The following is a 17,800-nucleotide window of genomic DNA, read 5'->3' on the forward strand; positions in this document are numbered from 1 at the left end:
TTTCGCGAATTTTGGGGTATTATTAGAGGAGTGCTAATCCCATGGTCGAATATCAGCAGAAGGATAACTACACTATCAGCGATCTGCTCGACATCGTCAGGTTACTGAGGGGCGAAGGCGGCTGTCCCTGGGACAGAGAACAGACCCACAGCTCTATCAGAAGCGACTTCATTGAGGAGACCTGCGAAGCTGTAGAAGCTATCGATCTCGGAGATACCTCCCTGCTCAGGGAAGAGCTCGGCGACGTACTGTTGCAAGTGGTCTTCCATTGCAGGATAGAGGAGGAAGCAGGCTCGTTCAGGTTCGACGACGTCTGTGACGAGATATGCAAGAAGCTCATTCTCCGTCACCCCCACGTTTTCGGCGAGGTCAAAGCCGATACCACCGCAGAGGTGCTGAAGAACTGGGACGCTATCAAAATGGACGAAAAGGGACAGGAGACCTATACCGATACACTGAATCAGGTCGCTAAGTCTCTTCCGTCGCTCATGAGGGCGCAGAAGGTCGGTAAACGTGCAATGCGCGCAGGTATGGACTTCCGCAGCGCCAAGGACGCTATGGCTTGCATAGACAGTGAAAAGGCAGAGCTCGAAAGAGCTGTTGCCGCGGGCGATACGCAGAATATCGAGGAAGAAATGGGCGACCTGCTCTTCTCGTGTGTGAATGCTGCCCGTCACCTCGGCGTGAATGCCGAGCTCGCTCTCAAGGCTTCCACGGACAAGTTTATCAAGCGGTTCTCTGTAACAGAGCAGCTGGTCAGTGAGGAGGGGCACGATATGAAGGACCTCCCTATCGAAGAGCTGGATATTTACTGGGACAAAGCTAAAAAAATTATAACGGAGGAACACTAAAATGACTAAAACAGAACTCATCAATTCAATCGCAGATAAAGCAAACTGCACTAAGAAGGACGCTGCTGCTGCTCTCGAGGCTACTCTCTCAGCAATCGAGGAAGCTCTCGTAAAGGGCGATAAGGTCGCTATCACAGGCTTTGGTACATTCGAGGTACGCAAGAGAGAAAAGAAGACTTGCATCAACCCCAGAACCAAGGAGAAGATGGTTTGCCCGCCCAGCAATGCTCCTGCTTTCAAGGCAGGCAAGGGCCTCAAGGAGGCTGTTAACGCTAAGAAGGGCGCTAAGAAATCTTCAAAGAAGAAGTAATATATCGGGGGCGGATTTTTTCCGCCCCGTTTATTTTGGAGGAATACTATGCGACTCGATAAATACCTGAAAGTAACGCGCCTCATCAAGCGCCGCACTGTTGCAAATGAAGCGTGCGATGCCGAGAAGATAGTCGTCAACGGCAAAGCCGCGAGAGCTTCTTACGACGTGAAGGTCGGCGACATCATCGAGATTAATATGGGCACTAAGCCGCTCAAGGTCAAGGTGCTCAGCGTCACCGAGCACGCAACAAAAGAGAACGCCGCCGATAATTACACGGTGGTGGAATAACACTTGAGCCACATGGGCGGATGCCTGCGTCCGCACGCTGAAACTATACCGCAAAAAGCCGCTTCATAAGGGCTGTACCTATACGGAAGCATTACGGGATATTTATCGGGGGAAACCTTTCTGAAGAAAGGTTCTCCCCCGAACCCCTTTCCAAAGACTTTTAGTCCAAATTTTGCCCCTATGGGGTACTCTCCTGATATGAAAAGAGTAAGTCTTTCTTTTCAATGAGAGTACCCCATAGGGGCAAAATTTAAATTGAAAGTTTTAGGAAGGGAGTTTGAGGGAGAACCCTTTTTCAAAAGGGTTTCCCTCAATTAATATCCGTATTGCTTCTGTATGAATACAGTCTTTATGAAGCGGCTTTTGCATTATTTGGTATTGTGTATGTCCCAGCGGAAGCTCGTCAGCTTCGATGCCTTCGTGGTATCAAGCATATTGTTATACTCGAGCTTTGCCATATCCAGATAGCGGTAATTCGTCTTTTCGTCCTTACTGCCGCCAAAGATGCCCTTCAGCTTTGACATCGCTCCGCCGCCCGACTTCTGAACAACTGTGCCGAGATGGTGATTCTCTCGCATGAACGTTATGATGTCCGCAGCAGTAGTCAGCAGCTTGTCGCTGATATTGTATATGCCTGCGTCCTTCATATCGTCGGCATTCTTTACAAAGCAGAGGATGAAGTCTACCAGATTGTGTACACAGCAGAGCTGGAAGCCGTACTGGCCCTTGCCCGATACGAACTTCGTACCGTCCTTGGGGTCGGTTATCTTCGCCACAAGGTTATCGGTGAAATTCAGTGTATACACCGGAGCAACTCTCGTGATACAGCACATAACTTCCTTGTGGTGCTGCAATTCGGATATGAGAGTCTTTTCGGAGTTATACTTCAGCACCGCATAGTTGGTGTTGGTCTTCAAGTCGGAGTCTTCTCTGATAGGCTCACGGGTCTTGGGAAAATCATATACCTGATAGGTGCTTATGAGCACGACCTTTCGCACATTTTCCGTCATAGCGTAACGATATATGAACTTGTCGCACTGTTTTGCTATATCAAGCTCTTTATCTGTAACGATAGGACCAAAATCGTTATCAACTGTGCAAGCGGCATGAATCAGAACACTTATCTCGTATTTCTCAAATATCTCGGCATAGCCATTTTTATCTGTCTGATTTACCTGTACAAATGTGTAATTCAGTTTTCCCTCATTATATGGGTTTGCCTCTACATCAGCGCAAACCACGGCAAAGCCTTTCTTGAGCAGACCCGAGCAGATATGCTGACCGATGAGTCCGCAGCCGCCCGTTACAAGAACTGTCTCCATACTTCATACCCTCCTTTCTGACAAACATACTCTTCATGACTTAATTATTATATCATAGTATTTGTTAATTTGCAAGACATTTTCATAATGTTAGTCATTTCTTACAATTATATAAGCTCGAATATTGCGGCTGATGTTCAAATGCCGTCAGATTCACTCGCTGATTATGGGATTCTCGTTGACCTCGTCGATATATGTCTGGACTGTTGCGTATATAGCGTCGTAGGTCTCGTTCCACGGTGTACCTCTTGCAGTGTTGCGGAGGTTCTGGTCGAGAAGGTCTCCGCAGTCCTTCGATACACCCGACGAGAGGTCGAAGAATGCATTATCGTCTGCAAGCTCCTGCATCTCGTGCTGCATATCTACCATTTCCTGAGTCCAGCCGTAGTCAGAGCGGAACTGCTCGTCGGAAACTGCCTTTGTATCCTCATCCATAATGGAGAAGCGCTTGCAGTCGAGATACTTGGCGACGCCCTCGGGATTGCCGCCGTTCTTTACGAAGGTGTAAGCCTCCATGCCGACGGGAACATAATACTCCTTAGACTCGGGGTCCTTCGGCATGGGAACGAAGAAGGCTTCGTCGCCGAATTTTTCCTTCCACTGCTTGGGCTCGGTGTAGAACTCGTACAGACCAACGGGATAGAAGAGCACCTTGCCCTCGCCGACGAACTCGGGGTGGGCAGTCCAGCCGTAGTCACCTACGCCGATAGCGATACAGCCCGTCTGGTTGAGGTCATACAGGAAGTTCTGAACGCGCTCCATAGCGGGGTCTCCTATATTGCTGACGAGCTTGCCGTCCTTGATGCCTACGGGCGGAACGCCTGTGGTGTTCATGAGTCCGAACTCGAACCACCAGCCGTCAATGCCGTAGTGCTGCTTATCCACGTCGACGAAACTCTGGAGCATGGACTCGAATGTGTTCCAGTCCCACTTGCCGTCGTAGTAGAGGTCGGCAGGGTCGTCGAGACCTGCCTCCTCGATAGTCTTCTTGTTGTATGCTACGCCTACCTTATCGCCTGTAGACTGCACGATAGCGAGATAGTGCTTGCCGTTCCAGAGCATACTGTCGTTCATTTCCTTTACATCCGACCACAGCGGCTTGCTGAAGTCGATGTAGTCATCGACGGAGGTGAACATTCCTCTTACCGCGCCCTTGGGGAAGGCGTCCATATCACCTGCCCAGAAGAAGTCGATGCCCTCGCCGCTGCTGATAGCCTCAGCGAGCTTTTCGTAGCGGTTCTCCCATGTGACCTGATGATATTCGATGTTGCCGCCGTACTTCTCCTCGAACACAACGAGCTCTGTGGGCTTGTTCTTGCCTGTGGCATCGGGGTTGATGTCCCATGTAGCCATCCACTTGATAGTCTTGTTCTCAAGCTCTGTATCCTCGAGGAGGTCGCTGTTTGAAGCAGCCGCATTCACCTCGTCCCTGACGCTCTGGTCTACGTCGACGTCTGCGTAGGGATTGGACGATGAGCCGCCGTCTCCGCAGGCAGTCAGCGAGAGGGTAGCAGACGCCATGAGAAGAGCAGAAATGAATATTATAGTCCTTTTCATCTGATTAACTCCTTTTTGTAATTGCCTGCACGCGGCAGGCTGTGGGTGTATTCTACTGATGCCGGCGGTCTGCAAATGACCGCAATTATCCTATTATCAATGCTGCACATATATTATATCATTTTAAAATAACGCCTGTCAATATCCAAAATCAATATAAATATTGGCGATTTCTTGTGATATTGCTGTATTTCGGGGCTGAATAGTTACAAAAATATGAACAGTTTTCAACACACCATACCTCACTGATAAAAAATCATCTGTCAACTTGCGGTCAGCGCAAAAAAACAAGGCAAAGGGCAGCTGTAAACTTCCCTTTGCCTCAGTTCTTTCTTCCGCAGCCTCCGTTCTCGGAGAATGCACACCTTCCGCGCATATTGCAGCTCTCGCAGCCACGCTTCAGCTCCTGAGCAGACGGTGCCTGCGATATGCCGATTATCGCCGTCACCGACTTCGACGGCACCAGCAGCGAGTTCTCGGTGACCGTCAGCCCGATGCGTCTCTGTGCGTTCAGAGCGAGCAGGAAGTCACGCTGGAGCGCGATCGGCAGGTCGCCGTAGCCCGGACTGAATCTCCACGTCCTGAACGGCGCGTCCACCTCGGAGAATATCTCCTCCTCGGCGTGCTCGCAGACCTGCTCAACTGCTGCGCTGCAAAGGCAGTCCACTGCAAGAGCTGCCGCCATATCCGTAACAGCCGTCTGTCGGATGAGCTTGTCAGCCTCCGCGGAGACTGTCGCCGCAAGCAGCACTGCACGTCCGCAGCCCGCAAGGTGGCGGCGTATGTCCTCACCCGTGAGGACGGCATTCATGCCCGCGATTTGCACTCCATCAGCCGTGAAGCTTACCTCTGTCTCACGGTAAACATAGGCAGGGCGGAGCTTCGCACGGACTATGGGCTCGTACTTGTCAAGCAGTTCACGCACAGCCTTGTCAGGCTCGCCCTTCACGCCCATATAACGCGCGGCTTCGGCTTTTGAGATGATGCCGAGTGTCATCATGCCTCGATTATGCCGCTGACGGCTTCGCTTATTTTTCGCGCAACATAGGCGTTGTTCATCGTGTAGAGGTGTATTCCGTCGACACCGCTCGCTGCGAGGTCAACTATCTGATTTATCGCGTAGGCTATGCCTGCATCACGCAGAGCCTCGGGATTGTGCTCGTAGCGCTGCATTATCTTTACGAATTTGCGCGGCAGAGAAGCTCCGCAGGTCGTGACCATGCGCTCTATCTGATTCTTGTTGACAACAGGCATTATTCCCGCCTCTATCGGTACATTTATACCCTTTGCGGCAGCCTTGTCGCGGAAGTCGTAGAAGCTGTCGTTGTCGAAAAAGAGCTGCGTGATGAGGTGGTCTGCGCCCGCCTCGACCTTAATCTTGAGGTTGGCGATGTCCTCGTCAAGCGTCTCAGCATCGGGGTGGCACTCGGGATAGCAGGCGCCCGCGATGTCGAAGTCGCCTTTGCCGCGGAGGTAGGTGATGAGGTCACTGGCGTGCTCGAAGTCCCTGACAGGCGGGATATCGGGGTTGATGTCTCCGCGGAGCGCGAGGATGTTCTCGACGCCGCGCTTCTGAGCCTCCGAAAGAGTGGAGTCTATCTCCGCGCGTGTGAAGTTGATGCACGGCAGATGTAGTACGGGAATGAGCCCGCTCTCCTTGATACGGGAGGCTATATCCAGCGCGAAGAAGCTGTTGCCGCTGCCGCCCGCACCGAATGTTACGCTGATGAAATCGGGCTTCAGTCCGCTCAGCTCGTCGAGGGTATTGTATATGACGTCGACGGTGCTCGTCTTTTTCGGCGGGAAGACCTCAAACGAGAATACCATCTTTTCCTTGAATATATCTCTTACTTTCATGTTTTTCCTTTCAGTCTATCGACCAGTCTATCTCTTCCATGCCTTTGCTGCGTAGGAAGGCGTTTGCCTGCGAGAAGTGTCTGCACCCGAAAAATCCGTTATACGCAGACAGCGGGCTCGGGTGGGCTGCGCGGAGTATCAGGTGATTCGGATTCGTGATGAACTGCTGCTTTGCCTTGGCGTCACTGCCCCAGAGCATGAACACCATCGGCTTTTCACGGAGGTTGAGGAGCTCTATAACGTCGGTAGTGAACTGCTCCCAGCCCATTCCGCGGTGACTGCGCGGCTGATTCGCACGCACTGTCAGCACGGAATTCAGCAGCAGTACGCCGTTCTGCGCCCATTTGGTGAGCTCGCCGTGCTTGCCCGTGTTATCCACGCCTACGTCCTCGCGTATCTCCTTGAAAATGTTCACAAGCGACGGCGGCGGCGCTATACCTTTCCGCACCGAGAAGCTCAGCCCGTGAGCCTGTCCCTCGCCGTGGTATGGGTCCTGCCCGATGATGACGCACTTCACGTCGTTGTAGGACGTCATTTTCAGGGCGTTGAATATGTCGTACATTCCAGGGAAGATGCGCTGTGTTTTGTACTCGCTCACAAGGAATTTCCGCAGTTTCAGGTAGTATTCCTTCGTGAACTCGTCCTTTAGCAGGTCGTCCCAGTCGTTCTCGAATTTGACCATAGCTTTCTCCCAAACAAAATTTGGGACAGCAGAAGCTGCCCCATTTTTGCTTTCCTTAGTTATTGTATATCGTGTCCTCGTAATATTTGAACTTTACGAGGGTATTGCGCTTATATGTAAGCGAGCCCTGCTGGTTAAACGGGATCTTTTCGTATGCCTCGCGTGAACACTCGATCTTCAGCTTCTGACCCTTGCGCGTTACGAACTGGAGCTCGTAATACTCGTCGAGCAGCTTCTGCTGACCTGTGCTCTCGATAACTCTGAGTCTGTCGTCGGACTTGCGGACAAGCGTAGCCATTTCAACGATGGGCTCTGAGGTCTTTTTCTGTGTCTGCTCATCTTCGCGGGCGGGTCTGCGAGAATAACGTCCCTCACGCGTCGGAGGAGCTCCTGCACCCTGTCCTCCGTTCTCCTCGAGGAAAAAATTCATGAAGCGCATGAACGGACTTTTTCCGCCGAACAGAAGAATGACGAGAACAAGGATAACAGCGATCGCGCCGAGCATGATGAGCAGGTTGCGCATCTGCGGAGTGACCGCGAATATTGTTCCTATCTGGGTTGTCATATGTTGCTTCCTTTCAGTTAAGGCAAGGTTCGCCCTGCCATAATATGCTAACTTATATTATATCAAATTATTTCAAATTTTGCAAGATATATTTGCAAATTTCTCATTTTTACGGTATAATTAATTTGTTCTCGATAACAGCTGTCAGGAGGTTATTGTTCCTGACTTCGTTCGGGAAGCACAGATCCTTTATTATTGCGGTATTTGCGCGCCGCATTCCCTATTGTACCAATAAATAAATTTTTTACCTTACAGGAGCAAAAATATGCAGAAAATCCTCGGACATATGCGAAAGGCTATTCAACAGTACCTCATGATATGCGACGGAGACAGCATTGCTGTCGGAGTTTCGGGCGGCAAGGACAGCGTTGCTCTGCTCGTCGGTCTGGCTCGCCTCCGCAGTTTCATCGGCATTGATTTCAAGGTCACGGCTCTGACCATTGACTCAGCATTCGGAGGAGTTCCGACCGATTACTCGCCTGTTACCGAGCTGTGCGGGACACTCGGCGTCGAGCACGTGATAATTCCCACTCAGATAGGAGAGATTGTATTCGATGTTCGTAAGGAGCCGAATCCTTGCAGCCTTTGCTCGCGTATGCGCCGCGGTGCTCTCACAAATGCGGCGGCTGAGCTCGGCTGCAACAAAATCGCTCTCGGTCACAACTACGACGACACTGTCGAGACCTTCCTCATGAACCTTTTTACGGAGGGGCGGATAGGCTGCTACTCGCCCGTGACTATGCTTGAGGACAGGGATATCACTGTGATACGCCCTCTCGTTCTTGCGGAGGAGCGCGAGATACGGCGCGCCGTAAGACGCTGCGGGCTGCCTGTTGTGAAATCTGCTTGCCCTGCTGACGGTCATACAAACCGCGAGCGGACAAAAGCCCTCATCGCTCAGCTTGAACACGACGATAACGGTATCAAGGACCGTCTCTTCGGGGCTATGGTCCGCGGAGATATCGACGGCTGGGGTATAAAACAGGACAAAAAAAGGCTCCCTTGAAGGGAGCCTTTAATTATTCATTCAGAATGGTGACTAATTTAAATTAGTCCTCCTTCTTTCTGAGAGCAAATGCTGTAGCAACAGCAGCAGCAAGACCAGCTACTGCAAGAGCAGCACCTGTGCCCGAAACGCCTGTCTTAGGATTCTTTGTTGTGCCTGTGCCAGAAGCTGTGGATGAGCCCTTAGTTGTAGAGCCTGTGCCTGTTGTAGAAGACTTTGTTGTAGAAGATGTAGCAACAGAAGAAGAAGCTGTTGTAGTCTCTGTCTCTGTTACAGTTGTAGATGTAGAAGTCTCAGACTCTGTTGAAGCAGAAGTCTCAGCAGATGTTGTACCACCAGCTACAGCGATGTAACCATCGTAGCTCTTGTCGATGTCGCCAAGAGCAGCGCACTTCTGAACGTCAGAAGCAGCAGCAGCGAATGTGTTGTTCTCCTTAGCGTTGTAGATACCCTTTGTGAATGTGTAAGCCTGCATGAGCTGACCAGCCTGGTTAACTTCTGTGTTTACGAAGAGGTCCTCAGCATTCTCGTTGGACTTGTAGATGATATCGATGGGATATACATCGCCCTCAGCAGCGTCAGCGGGGAGCTTGAACTCGAGGTTCCACATCTCACCGTTGATACCAAGGTTGGAATCACCTGCTGTGCAAACGAATACGCCCTTGAAGCCTGTACCAGCTGTGGGGTCTTCCTTAGGAGTACCAGGTGAAAGCTTTGTGATAGCCTTACCAGCGTTTACGTTGATAGTACCGAAATCGGGATCAGTTGTAAGCTCGAGCTTATCGCTGTAGTAGATGTGGAAACCTGTAGAAGCGTACTTGAGCTGAGCGCCGTCAACCTTAACAGAAACTGATACAGTCTTGCCCTTAGCCTCGTCAGCGCTGTAAACAACACCCTTGTCGTTGCCATCAACAGAGATGGAAACTACAGGCTTTGTCTCTGAGTTGTTGATCTGATCCATTGTGAATCCGTTGTACTCGTCTGCGAATGCAGCCATTGAAGATGCTGAAGCAGCAACTGCTGCGATAGCGAGAGCAGATGCTACTCTCTTAAATGAATTCTTCTTCATTTTGATTATTCCTTTCAGATAATTTAGATTTATATGTTAGCCTGCCGCCGTATCGACGGCAGACCTAACAATGCATATTGGATAACTTATGATGAGGGATTATGCCTCTGTCTTTGCCTTCTTGGCAAAATCGCCGAGAACCTCGTTCCATGATTTTCTGTCAGGATTCTCACCTGTAGAAGACCATGAGTACATTACCTTGATGAAGGAAGCGTCCTTAGCGTCGATCTTTCTTACCTTCTTGAGAGCATACCAGTTGTCATCAGCGTTCTCGTTGTCAACATCGCAGAGGAATGCAGCGAACTGGTCAAGGTTCTTGTCATACTCTTCTCTGATAACTCTCTCGCCGTTCTCGTCGAACTCTGTGATCTGGTCGCTGTTGGAGAATACCTCAGCAGCTCTTTCATCAAGATCGTCCATTGTGGACATCTTAGCATACCATACGAGTACGAGCGAAGCATCCTTAGCGTCAGCCATGTAGTTGAGGTCGCCGTCGCCCTTGACACCAACGTAAGCTATTGTGATAGCTGTTGCACCGTCAGCATTTGTAAGAGCAGCACCGGAAGCTGTTGCTATAACGTCGTTGCCGTCGAAATCCTTAACAACGATATCCTCTGTAGCGTAGAGTGCAAGCTCGTGAGAGAACTTGTAGTCGCCCTTAACGAATACGTTAGCGGGTGTCTGTGTACCGAAACCGACCTTGTCTGTTACGTTGACGCCCTTGCCCTTTGTGAGGACCTTCTGGCTAACAACCTCTCTCTGACCGTTAACCATTGCTTCACCGTAAGAGATCTCTGTCTCGTCGTAGCTTACATATACAGACTCTAACTGCTCCTTGTTGAACTCCTCATCTATGTTGAGGTAGAAGCCTGTCTTGGAGGTTACATAGTAGTTAGCAGCCAGCTTAACAACCTTGGTTGTTGTTGTGGATGAACCTGTACCCTCATCAGAAGATGTAGAAGCTGTAGTTGTCTCAGTTTCTGTAGAAGTTGTCTCAGTCTCTGTAGACGTTGTTTCAGTCTCAGTAGATGTAGATGTTGTCTCAGTAGATGTAGATGTTGTAGAAGCTGTTGTTACAGCCTTAACGATTCTCTGCATCTTAACATCAACAGAAGCTTCACCGTTGTTTACTGCGGAGTAATCAGCTGTGATGTCGATGGTCTTGTAGCTGTCTGTGAGCTGGAGACCATACTCTGAGAGGAGGTACTCAGCAACTGCATCCTGCTCAGCGTCGTCGAACTGAGCGCTGAATGTAGCAGTACCGCCGAGGAGCTGTGCTGTGATGTTTGTGAGCGAATCAGCAAACGAACCGAGCTCAGCAGATGTGATCTGTACATCAAATGCTGTGTTGTCCTCGATGAGCTTGATAGCCTTATCGAAGTACTTGTTTGCTGTAGCATCCTTCGCAGCTTCGGAACCGCTTGCGGGGATATCCTTGTTGAGCTTATCCTCAAGCTTCTTGCCGAATCTGCTTGCCTTTGCAGCCTCAAGAGCCTCGCCGAATGTACCGTACTCCTTGAGCTCTGTTGTCTTGGACTGAGCCTTAGCGGACCATGTCTTAGCTCTGTTGAGCTGCTTCTTGTAGTAGTTGAGTGCGTCTGCGTACTGAGTGTCCGTACCGAACTTCTCCTCAACCTCAGCTATCTTAGCGAGGAAGTAGTCAGCGATCGCTGTACCCTTGTACTCCTTGCCGTCAGCAGCCTTGAATGTAAGAGTGCCTTCAACCTTTGTGCCATCCTCAAGAGCGGAAGCCTTGATAACAGCTGTGAATGTACCGGCAACCTCTACCTTATCGCTCTTTGTGAACTCGGGAGCGATGTTTGCAAGGTCGCAGGTAAGTGTGATATCACCGTTATCAGCGATAGTATACTTTACATCGCCGACATACTTTGCGATTCTGCTTGTGATGTCCTTATAATTGCCAGCCTTCTTAGCTGCATCAGCAAGGATATCCTGCGCAGAGAACGAACCGGACTTGCCAGCCTCTGATGTGAGCTTACCGTAAACGAGCTCGTTCCATGCGGAATCCTTTGTGATGGTGTACTCATCAGCTGTGAATTCCTCGATGTCAGCAAGTGCTTTACCATCTGTGATGTAGTAGTCCTTATCGTTGTCGTCCTTGCCGGGCTCAATGTAGATAAGACCGTCTGTGCCGTTGAGCTTAACTGTTTTGTCTGCTGTGAATGTCTCATTAGCAACCGCCGCGATGTCAGCGTTGTTGATGCTTGCAGCATTAGCAACAGTCAGGCACTGAGTGAGAGCGAGCGGAGCAGAAGCTGCTACTGCGATAGCTCTCTTGAATAATGAGTTCTTCATTGTTCTATACCTCTCTAACATATTTTGTCTGAAACAGCTTATCGTTTTACACGACGGCATTTCAGCTTGCATTTTCGGCGAATAAAGGCAATTAGCCTATAACCCCCCCGAAAATTCATAACTACATTTTATCACACAATACCGAATAAGTCAAGAAAAACAACGTTATTTTCTAAAAAATAATTGACGATTAATTATCATCTTTTTTGTACGTATTTCACAATCAGTAAAACCTATAACGGGCTATTTTATCAATAATTTGCCTCTCTGTAATATTTTGTGTTTATATTACTGACTTGTCCCGTCAAAAGCTACAACTTTGACCCGCGCGATCTGCTGCCTATTGGTGCGTAAAGCCATATTACCAATCAATACGGTCATCGCTCGGCATTTATTATTATAGTATAACGCGTCTGCAAAGTCAATATGAAATTATTGGAAAAAAACAAGCCGGACACGAGGTCCGACTTGTCTTTCTGCTATAGAAGCTGACTTACTTTATAAGGAAATCAGCTATCTTTTCTTCTCTGCCAAGTACCGTATCGTTCCATGCCTTCTGACGATCAGTATAGTCAGTAGACATCTTCGAGTAGTATGACAGGATCCAGCTTGCATCCTTAGCGTCGATTACTCTTCCGCTCTTTGTTGTCTTCCAGTTGTCTGCGTCGTATACGTCCTTATCAACGTCTACGAGGAATGCGCCGAACTGGTCGAGGTCAAGATCGGGATAGTTATTGATCACCTCATTAGCTTCAGGATTGAGTCTGATTGTATCAGTGCTTTCGCCCTCAGCCTTTGTAGATGCCTTAGCATAGAATGTAAGCGCATTGGTAGCATCCTTAGCGTCTGCCTTGTTATCAAGGTTAGAGTCGCCCTTTACACCGATGTAAGCCTTGAAGGAAACGGGCTTGCCGTCCTTATCCTCTACAGGATTGCCTGCGTAGAATACTTCAACGATGTAAGTAAAGTTTGTCTGCTCTTCTCTGTAAGCGTCCATAGGATTATCCTTGCCGCTTTCCTTCTCCTTGAAGGTGATCTGTGTAAGATCAACATTCAGAGCATTCTCAGTACCGTCAGGAAGAACCTCTGTGAGCTTCATGCCGTCAACGTGACCGATATTGAATGTTCTCGGATCGTGGTTGAAGTAGAAGCCGTCAACAGCTGTAACCTCTGCTACGAGCTTAGCGCCCGAAGGAAGTACATACTCGGTGCCTGTTGTAACAGTGCCTGTCTCTGTACCTGTCTCAGAAGCTGTTGTTGTGCCTGTACCTGTCTCAGAAGCAGTAGCTGTGTCTGTACCTGTCTCAGAAGCAGTAGATGTCTCTGTGTCTGTACCTGTCTCAGAAGCAGTAGTTGTCTCTGTATCAGTACCTGTTGATGTGCCTTCGCCTGTTGTTGTGGAAGTCTCCTCCGGAATGATGATAGCACCGTCGAGGCAGATGATCTGACCTGTCATATCAGCGCCGTCAGAAGAAGATACATTGAAGAAGTCCTTTGTCCAAACTACAGGATACTCGCCTGCTGCTGTTCCCTCGGGAACTGTGTAGGTGAGGGTGAATACTGTAGCACCGCTTTCAGCTGCCATCTCAGCACCCTTAGCATTTGCGAATGCGAACTCATATGTTGCGGGATTTGCAACGATGTCAGCACCGTAGCCTTCGGATGTAGCAGAAATTGCGCTGTATGCGATGGGAGCCTTAACTGTTGCGCCGAACTGTGCACCGCCTATCGGGAGTTTTACTCCGTTAGGATCGAGTACGAGTACGGGAACTGTTACAGTCTCGCCGGGCTTAGCCTCTACTCTCTGGATCTGCCATATGATAGCGCCCTCGGGAGCTGTCACAGCAGCCTCAGTTGTTGTAGAAGCAGTAGTTGTTTCTGTGCCTGTTGCTGTAGACTCTGTTGTAGAAACAGGAGTCTCTTCCTCAACAAGGATAGCACCTGCAAGCACGAGGATGTGCGATGTGATGTCAAGACCGTTCGTGTCAGAAGCGTTAAGCTCGCTGAGAGTTACGGGATACTTGTCACCGTTCTTTGCAGTCTCGGGAACCTTGTAGGTAAGAGTGATCACCTTTGCGCCGTTTTCAGCTGCAATGCCCTCTCCCTTGGGATGAGCAAATGCGAACTCATTAGCGTTGCCGTCCTTGCCGGACTCGATGTCAGCCTTGTAAGCATCGGAACCTGCGCCGCCTACGAGCGTTACGTCGCCCTCAGCAACTGCGAGGAACTGTGCTCCGCCGACCTCAAGCTTTGTGTTGTTAGGATCAAGTACAACTACATCAAGAGCTACCTCTGCGCCGGGCTTAGCCTTAACAGTGGGAACCTGCCAGATGATAGAGCCCTCTGCGACTGTGAGTGCAGTTGTTGTTACAGGCTCGGAAGTTGTCTCTGTGTTTGCAGTTGTTGTTGATTCACCTGTAGTAGTGGATGTCCCGCTCTTAACGATGATAGCGCCGTCCATGCAAATGATGTAATTGGAGATATCCTCGCCCTTGGAGTTAGCTGCGCTGAAGAAGCCGCCTGTCCACTTTACAGGGTACTCACCGTCATCTGTTCCCTCGGGAACTGTGTAGGTGAGGTTGAATACTGCTGCATTGTTTGCAGCTGCCTTCTCGCCGCCCTTAGCATCAGCGAATGCGAACTCGTATGTTGCGGGATTTGCAACAACGTCTGCACCGTATGCGTCAGAAGAGCCCGAGATGGATGAGTAAGCGATAGGAGCGTCAGCTGTTACGCCGAACTGTGCACCGCCTACGGGAAGAGCTACGCCGTTAGGATCGAGAACGAGTACAGGAACTGTAACTGTCTCGCCGGGTGCAGCCTCAACTCTCTGGATCTGCCAGATGATCGCGCCGTCGGGAACTGTTACAACAGGTGTTGTCTCAGTAACATCGCCTGTGTCAGAACCTTCGGGAAGTGTTGTACCTGCTGTAGTTGTCGCTGTATCCTCAGTTGAAGATACGACGTTCGATGTTGTTGAATCAATGGAATCAATGATGATAGCACCATCAACAAGCTCTACGTTAGCTGTGATCTCGTTTCCGTCGGTATCGCTGATGAATGCCTTTGACCACTCAACAGGATATGTGCCGGGCTCAGCAGTCTTGGGAACAGTGTATGTGAGCTTGAGAACGGAAGAACCGTCAGCAGCCTCAACGCCTGCGCCCTTGCCTTCAGCGAATGCGAACTCGTATGTATCCTTATTATAGGTGAGTTCAGCCTTGTAGCCGTCAGAACCCTTTGCGGAATCAAATGCGATGGGAGACTTAGCGTCAATGTTGAACTGAGCACCGCCTACAGCGAGATTCTCGCCGTTTACGGTAACGAGTACATCGAGCTCGACTGTCTCACCGGGAACAGCGTGCTTCTCGGGAATTGTCCAAGTTACACCACCGTCAGTCTTACCGTCAACGATGATAGCACCGTCGATGAGAGTTACGTTAGCTGTGATATCGTTGCCGTTTGTATCGGAAACGAATGCCTTGGACCACTCAACAGGATATGTACCTGCCTTTGTGTCTGCAGGAACGTCGAACTTGAGGGTCATTACTGTAGCGCCGTCAGCAGCAGCTACGCCTGCACCCTTGCCTTCGCCGAATGCAAACTCATTCTTGTTGTTTACGATGTCTGACTTGTATGCGTCAGAGCCCTTTACAGAGCTGAACTCAACAGGTGCCTTAGCGTCAATGTTGAACTGAGCGCCTGCAACCTCGAGTGCCTCAGCCTTGGGATCTACTACTACTACATCGAGAGTAGCTGTCTTGCCGGGCTGAACGTGAACAGTAGGTATCTCCCAAGAGATGTTGCCGTCAACGGGAGCGTCAACGACGATAGCACCGTCTGTGAGTGTTACCTTATCTGTGATAGCATTGCCGTTTGTGTCGCTTACAAAAGCGTCGGACCACTTAACTGCATAAGTACCGCTTGCATCAGCAGGAACCTTGTAGGAAAGTGAGAGAACAACTGCGCCGTCAGCAGCAGCTGTAGCACCGCCCTTGCCCTCAGCGAATGCGAATTCGTTTGTGGAAGCGTTGTTCTGGATATCAGCCTTGTAAGCAGCAGATGTTGCGTTTACGCCTGCAAATGCGATACCTGAAGCGGGGGTGATCTTGAACTGTGCGCCTGCAACTGCAAGGTCGGAGTCGCCGTTAACGACTACATCCATTGTTACAGTCTCGCCAGCCTTAGCCTTTACTGTGGGTATCTTCCACTCTACGCCGCCCGCAGCAGCTGTAACTGTTGTAGCAGCGGTCGTGGGGATCTCTTCTGCGGTCGTAGTTATAGTTGAAGTTGTAGTTGCTACATCGGAAGATGTAGTTGTACCACCTGTAACAACTATCTTACCGGACTTGATGTTTGCATCGAACTCGATAGCTTCGTAGCCGTTTTCAACTACGTGGAATCTGTCGGGAGCCCATGTGTACTCGCCGGGCTCTGCGTCAGCAGGTACAGAGATAGTGATCTTAGCTACGGGCTTGGATGTGTTGATCTCCTGCGGGTCACCGCTGTCGAGACAGTCACAGTACCAAGTGCCGTCTATCTCCTTATACTCGGGAGAACCGGGGATAGCAGTACATCTGAGGCTTGTCATTGTTGCCTTAGCGCCGTCGATGGGAAGGTTCTCATCGTCAACTCTTACAACGAACTGACCAGCAAGACGATTGCTGCCATTCTCGCACATGAGGTCGATAGTTACATCCTCACCGGGAGCGACCTCTACGTCCTTGGGAGTAATGATGAAATCTGCGTCAACATTAGCGGGCTTTGTACCTGTAGTTGCAGCAGTAGTAGCGCCATGTGGTGCAGTAGTCGTACCGTCACCGCCAAGAACGGTGATAGTAGCGGGCTTGATAGTAGCATCGAACTCAACGCCGTTGTATCCGTCTTCAACAACGTGGAATCTGTCGAGATACCATGTGTATGTTCCGGGAGCTGTACCGGCGGGGATGCTGATATCAAATGTAGCAACAGCCTTATCGGTGTTGATCTCCTGCGGCTCACCAGAATCGAGAGTATCGCAGTACCAAGTGCCGCCTAAGAGCTTATACTCGCAGCCGCCCTCAACAGCAGAGCACTTTGTCCTTGACATTGTTGAAGTAGCACCCTTGATGGGAAGATTCTCATCAATTATCTGTGCTACGAACTGAGCTACCTTGCGGTTGCTGTTGTTCTCAGCGTAGACTTTGATGCTGGCAGTCTCGCCTGCATTTACTTCTACATCCTCGGGCTTGATGATGAAGCCGTCGTCAATATTAAGGCTCGGATCGGGAGTCTTAGTTGTAGCGACAACGCTTACATCTCCGCCCTGAGATGTTGTGTTTGTGGGTGCGCCTGTTGTAACAGGAGCTGTTGTTCCGTCACCAAGAATATGGATGATGCCGGGTTTGATCGTTGCGTCAAACTCAACGCCGTTATAACCGTCCTCAACAACGTGGAAATGTGAGAGATTATAGTTATAATCTCCGGGTTTTGCGTCAGCGGGGACAGAGAGTGTAAATGCGATTACAGCCTTGCCGGAGATGACCTCCATAGGCTCGCCCGAATCGAGCGTATCGCAGTAATATCTTCCGTTAAGTTCTTTAAAGGTGAACTGACCGTCTACAGCCTTGCAGCGGAGATCAGCTTCAGCAACATCAGCTGTGATGCCCTGCGGGAGATCCGAATCATCAAGACCTACTATAAATGTAGCGACCTTGTGAGAGCCTGCATCAGCAGTTATCTTGACTTTTACAGTTTCACCCGGATTAACAGAAACCTCTTCAGGAGTTACAACGAAGTCAGCCTGAGCAGTTTTATTGACAGCAACGTCTGCAACTTCTCCTATACTAACGTTAGGCTGCACAGCAGATACTCTGCCGGCAGCACTAACATTAAAGGAAGAAGCAAATGCACTCGTCATGAGCGATGCGCTCATTGCGAAAGACGTAACTGCCGCAAGCAGTTTCTTCATTTGTGCATTTCCTTTCCGAGCAAT

Annotated in this window: 13 protein-coding genes; 4 read left to right on the forward strand and 9 right to left on the reverse strand. The window is 49.9% G+C overall.

The window, feature by feature from the left end:
- Nucleotides 1-41: 41 nt before the first annotated feature.
- Genes mazG through BMX22_RS10695 form a run of 3 tightly spaced genes read left to right on the forward strand, consistent with a single transcriptional unit; the run spans nt 42 to nt 1,452 of the window.
- Nucleotides 42-851 carry a nucleoside triphosphate pyrophosphohydrolase gene (gene mazG / locus BMX22_RS10685; RefSeq protein WP_074742439.1) on the forward strand — a complete coding sequence of 270 codons (810 nt, stop codon included), beginning with the start codon at nt 42-44 and terminating at the stop codon, nt 849-851.
- A 1-nt stretch (nt 852) separates the two neighbouring features.
- Complete coding sequence (locus BMX22_RS10690; RefSeq protein ID WP_074742440.1) at nt 853-1,161, forward strand: HU family DNA-binding protein; 309 nt, start codon at nt 853-855, stop codon at nt 1,159-1,161.
- Nucleotides 1,162-1,209: 48 nt separating this feature from the next.
- On the forward strand, nt 1,210-1,452 hold the full coding sequence (locus tag BMX22_RS10695) for an RNA-binding S4 domain-containing protein (RefSeq protein ID WP_031559902.1): 243 nt from the start codon (nt 1,210-1,212) through the stop codon (nt 1,450-1,452).
- A 368-nt stretch (nt 1,453-1,820) separates the two neighbouring features.
- Here the strand turns inward: BMX22_RS10695 and BMX22_RS10700 are convergent, their stop codons facing one another.
- From BMX22_RS10700 to BMX22_RS10725, 6 genes are all read right to left on the reverse strand, one after another.
- A complete protein-coding gene (locus BMX22_RS10700; RefSeq protein WP_074742441.1) occupies nt 1,821-2,774 on the reverse strand; it encodes an NAD-dependent epimerase/dehydratase family protein in 954 nt (317 codons plus the stop codon).
- 153 nt (nt 2,775-2,927) lie between these two features.
- Nucleotides 2,928-4,331 (reverse strand): ABC transporter substrate-binding protein, encoded by a 1,404-nt coding sequence (locus tag BMX22_RS10705; RefSeq protein WP_074742442.1) that lies wholly within the window; start codon nt 4,329-4,331, stop codon nt 2,928-2,930.
- 322 nt (nt 4,332-4,653) lie between these two features.
- Entirely contained in the window at nt 4,654-5,331 is a 678-nt protein-coding gene (locus tag BMX22_RS10710) for a vitamin B12 dependent-methionine synthase activation domain-containing protein (RefSeq protein ID WP_318259728.1), read from the reverse strand.
- Complete coding sequence (metF, locus tag BMX22_RS10715; RefSeq protein ID WP_074742443.1) at nt 5,328-6,188, reverse strand: methylenetetrahydrofolate reductase [NAD(P)H]; 861 nt, start codon at nt 6,186-6,188, stop codon at nt 5,328-5,330. Before metF ends, BMX22_RS10710 begins: the two co-directional genes overlap by 4 nt.
- Before the next feature lie 10 nt (nt 6,189-6,198).
- Nucleotides 6,199-6,870 (reverse strand): uracil-DNA glycosylase, encoded by a 672-nt coding sequence (locus BMX22_RS10720; protein ID WP_074742444.1) that lies wholly within the window; start codon nt 6,868-6,870, stop codon nt 6,199-6,201.
- Between the two features lie 55 nt (nt 6,871-6,925).
- Nucleotides 6,926-7,435: a DUF2500 family protein gene (locus tag BMX22_RS10725; protein ID WP_074742445.1), complete on the reverse strand. Its 510-nt coding sequence runs from the start codon at nt 7,433-7,435 to the stop codon at nt 6,926-6,928.
- Nucleotides 7,436-7,700: 265 nt separating this feature from the next.
- On the opposite strand from BMX22_RS10725, the gene BMX22_RS10730 reads away from it, so the two are divergent.
- A complete protein-coding gene (locus tag BMX22_RS10730; RefSeq protein ID WP_074742446.1) occupies nt 7,701-8,441 on the forward strand; it encodes a tRNA 2-thiocytidine biosynthesis TtcA family protein in 741 nt (246 codons plus the stop codon).
- 43 nt (nt 8,442-8,484) lie between these two features.
- Here the strand turns inward: BMX22_RS10730 and BMX22_RS10735 are convergent, their stop codons facing one another.
- The 3 genes from BMX22_RS10735 to BMX22_RS10745 all read right to left on the reverse strand — a co-directional run bounded on the left by BMX22_RS10735 (nt 8,485) and on the right by BMX22_RS10745 (nt 17,776).
- Complete coding sequence (locus BMX22_RS10735) at nt 8,485-9,510, reverse strand: NPXTG-anchored protein (protein ID WP_074742447.1); 1,026 nt, start codon at nt 9,508-9,510, stop codon at nt 8,485-8,487.
- Nucleotides 9,511-9,609: 99 nt separating this feature from the next.
- Entirely contained in the window at nt 9,610-11,826 is a 2,217-nt protein-coding gene (locus BMX22_RS10740) for a cellulose-binding protein CttA-related protein (RefSeq protein WP_074742448.1), read from the reverse strand.
- 493 nt (nt 11,827-12,319) lie between these two features.
- Nucleotides 12,320-17,776 (reverse strand): cohesin domain-containing protein, encoded by a 5,457-nt coding sequence (locus BMX22_RS10745; RefSeq protein ID WP_074742449.1) that lies wholly within the window; start codon nt 17,774-17,776, stop codon nt 12,320-12,322.
- Between the last annotated feature and the right edge of the window lie 24 nt (nt 17,777-17,800).

The sequence above is a fragment of the Ruminococcus sp. YRD2003 genome (assembly GCA_900109435.1).
Lineage (GTDB): Bacteria > Bacillota > Clostridia > Oscillospirales > Ruminococcaceae > Ruminococcus > Ruminococcus flavefaciens_G.